Origin of the sequence: Limnohabitans sp. (assembly GCF_040401495.1) — a bacterium.
GTDB lineage: Bacteria > Pseudomonadota > Gammaproteobacteria > Burkholderiales > Burkholderiaceae_C > Limnohabitans.
In genome coordinates, this window is record NZ_JBBAOI010000049.1 from 1 (window position 1) to 2,922 (window position 2,922).

The following is a 2,922-nucleotide window of genomic DNA, read 5'->3' on the forward strand; positions in this document are numbered from 1 at the left end:
GTCCAGATTTGGGGAATTATTGGACAGCGACCAGAGGACCAAAGCCGGCTCCAGTGAGACCGAACTGAAGCTGTTGACCGTCAAGCCCACCCAGCCATCTTGGGCGGGTTGTTGGGCGGTGATGACGGTGACGCCTGTGGCGAAATGGCCCAATGCGCCACGCAATGTGCGTTGGGCGGTCAGGCCTGTCTCTTGTGCCGATGGAGAGCTTGTTGAAGACATAGAGGGTGGGCTATAAGCCCATGTAATATTTTTTAACCAAGTCGCTTCCATAAAGCTCGCTGGCCGTACCTTGCACGGCAATTTCACCGTGCACAATCAAGTAGCCCCTGTCGGCCACCCGCATGGCTTGAGTGAAATTTTGTTCGGCCATCAAAACGGTCAAACCGGCCATCTCTTTGAGGGTTTTGATTTGAACGATCACACGGCGAACCAAAATCGGTGCCAAGCCTACGGAAGGCTCGTCAATCAGCAGTATTTTAGGGCGAGACATGAGCGCGCGCGCCAGCGCCAACATTTGCTGTTCACCACCGCTCATGCTGCCGGCCAATTGTTCGCTACGCTCTTTGAGAATCGGGAACACCTCATAGGCTTGTACCAAGGAGGTTTCCAATGCAGAGCGGGCCGAAGGCCTGAAGGCACCGAGCCTTAAATTTTGCGCCACCGTCATCTTGGGAAAAAGGTGACGGCCTTCGGGCACCAAAGCGATCCCTGCATCCACAATTTGTTCGGTGCTCATGTCACGCAAGTTGAGATGATGGCCATCAATCTTGGCGTGAATCTCGCCCTGGGTGGCGCGCACCAAGCCCATGATGGACTTCATCAAGGTACTCTTGCCGTTGCCGTTGGTGCCCAGCAAAGCCACAGTTTCAGTATCGTTCACGGCGATACTGACACCATTCAGCACCGTGACCGCACCGTAGCCTGCATGCAAGTTCTGGATATGAATTTCAGTCGCCAAGGTAAATCCTTTCCACCAATGGGTCGCGCAAAACCTCTTGCGTTGGACCATCGGCAATTTTCTTTCCTGCAGCAAGCACCACCAGGCGCTGCGAAAAAGCAGACACAGACCGCATGATGTGTTCAATCATGATCACCGCAATGCCTTGAGAATTGAGTTGCAACAACAAGGCCAAGATCTCATCGGTTTCAGAGGTCGCCAGGCCGGCCATCGACTCGTCGGCAATCAGCAATTTGGGCTGCGCTGCAATGGCGCGGGCTAACTCGAGTTTGCGCAGATCGATTTGCGTGAGGCTGCCCGCCAACAACTCGGCCTTGGCCAGCAATCCCACCTGCGCCAGTGCTTGGCGCGCTTGCGCATCCAACTCCGACTCGTTGAACCGACGGCCGCTTCTTTTTTCTGCGGCAAACATCATCGGTACTTTGATATTTTTGAGAACACTCAAACGCGCAAACGGCCTTGGAATTTGGAAGCTTCGGGCCAGACCTGCATAAGAACGCTGGTGGGGTCTCAGTCCATCGAGGGCTTGCCCATCAAATGTGATCTGACCTGTATCGTGGCTTAACACCCCCGATAGACAGTTGACGGTGGTGCTTTTGCCGGAGCCGTTCGGCCCGATCAGGCCCAAGCGTTCTCCGGGATAGACCTCGAAATTAATGTCGTCCAAGACCACAAACCCGCCAAAGCGCTTGCCCATGCCTTGCACACTCAGCAACGGAGTTGTCATTTCACATCCTTTCCACGCAAGCGCTGCCACAAGCCCAGGATGCCATTCGGTGCGATCGCCACGAACACCATCATCAGCACGCCCACAAAGAGCAGACTCAACTCCGGTGTGACCATATTTTTAGAGCCAAAATACTGTTGAACCCCGCCCAACAAAACCGCACCGATCAAGGGGCCGGACCAATGCGTCATGCCACCAATCAAGGGCATGGCAATGCTGTTGACGGTGTGCACCAGGTTGAAGGCACCGATGGGGTCGACGAAGGTGACAAAGAACGGGAACAGCGCACCGACTGCGCCCATCATGGCCCCGCTGATGGTGGTCGCCTGCAGTTTCAACTGCAGTGTGGGAACGCCCGAGCACTCGGCTGAATCCTCGTCGTCTCGAATGGCCTCCAAGCCTGCCCCCAGCTTTCTGCGCTCAACGCTGCGCGCAATGGCCAGGGCGGCCATGGCAATCAGCAGCATCACGAAAAAGACAAATTCATTGGTACTGGCAAAGCCCGCCACGCTGGGAGCGCGCATGACATAAGCGCCCCGAGCGCCGCCCACATAAGACCAGTTCAGCACCAAGGTTTGCACCACCACCGTCAGTGCCAAAGTAGAGATGGCAAAGAAGACACCTCGCAAGCGCAAGGTGAGGTAGCCGGTGCCCAAGCCCATCAAACCCGAAATCACCGCGCCCACCAACACCGATGCAGGAATGATCAGATAGGACAAGTAGGGGCCAGTGATGACAAACCAGCCGCAATCAAGGGACTTGAGCGTCTGTAAGCCCAGCAGTTTGTAAAAGAAAACAGTGGAGTAGCCCCCCACGGCAAAAAAGCAGGCCGAGCCAAAATTCACATACCCCCCGTAGCCACCCAAAATATTCCAGGCGGTGGCCAAGACAATGTACTGAAGAATATAAAAGGCCACCAAGAGGTAGTAGCCCTCAGTCAAGGCCTGCACGCCAAAAAAGACCGAGGCGCCTCAATCAAAAGGCCGATATAAAAGCGCAAATTCGATGAAGACATCAGTTTCTCCCCATCAGGCCCGCAGGGCGCCAAGCCAAGGTGAAAAGCAAAATTCCGAAAGCCACCGCGGGGGACCACGAGGGGCCTAAAAAAGTGGAGGTCAAACTTTCTGCTACGCCTAACAAAATAGCGGCGAACAAGGTGCCAGACATGCTGCCCATCCCCCCCAAAACGCAGACTGCAAAAACACGTCCAATGTATTCACGACCCAAGGCGGGC

Annotated in this window: 5 protein-coding genes; all 5 read right to left on the reverse strand. The window is 55.2% G+C overall.

Features of this window, described 5'->3' with window-relative positions; translation table 11 throughout:
* Positions 1-222, reverse strand: a 222-nt coding sequence (locus AC9UEO_RS13465) for a flavin reductase family protein (RefSeq protein WP_509534534.1), incomplete at its 3' end; no start/stop codon positions are given.
* Between the two features lie 10 nt (positions 223-232).
* Positions 233-961: an ABC transporter ATP-binding protein gene (locus AC9UEO_RS13470; RefSeq protein WP_509534536.1), complete on the reverse strand. Its 729-nt coding sequence runs from the start codon at positions 959-961 to the stop codon at positions 233-235.
* Positions 951-1,688 (reverse strand): ABC transporter ATP-binding protein, encoded by a 738-nt coding sequence (locus AC9UEO_RS13475; RefSeq protein ID WP_509534538.1) that lies wholly within the window; start codon positions 1,686-1,688, stop codon positions 951-953. The genes AC9UEO_RS13470 and AC9UEO_RS13475 overlap by 11 nt, the downstream gene beginning before the upstream one ends.
* Positions 1,685-2,638 (reverse strand): branched-chain amino acid ABC transporter permease, encoded by a 954-nt coding sequence (locus AC9UEO_RS13480; protein ID WP_509534540.1) that lies wholly within the window; start codon positions 2,636-2,638, stop codon positions 1,685-1,687. The genes AC9UEO_RS13475 and AC9UEO_RS13480 overlap by 4 nt, the downstream gene beginning before the upstream one ends.
* 64 nt (positions 2,639-2,702) lie before the next feature.
* A partial coding sequence (locus AC9UEO_RS13485) for an ABC transporter permease subunit (protein WP_509534542.1) occupies positions 2,703-2,922 on the reverse strand: 220 nt, incomplete at its 5' end.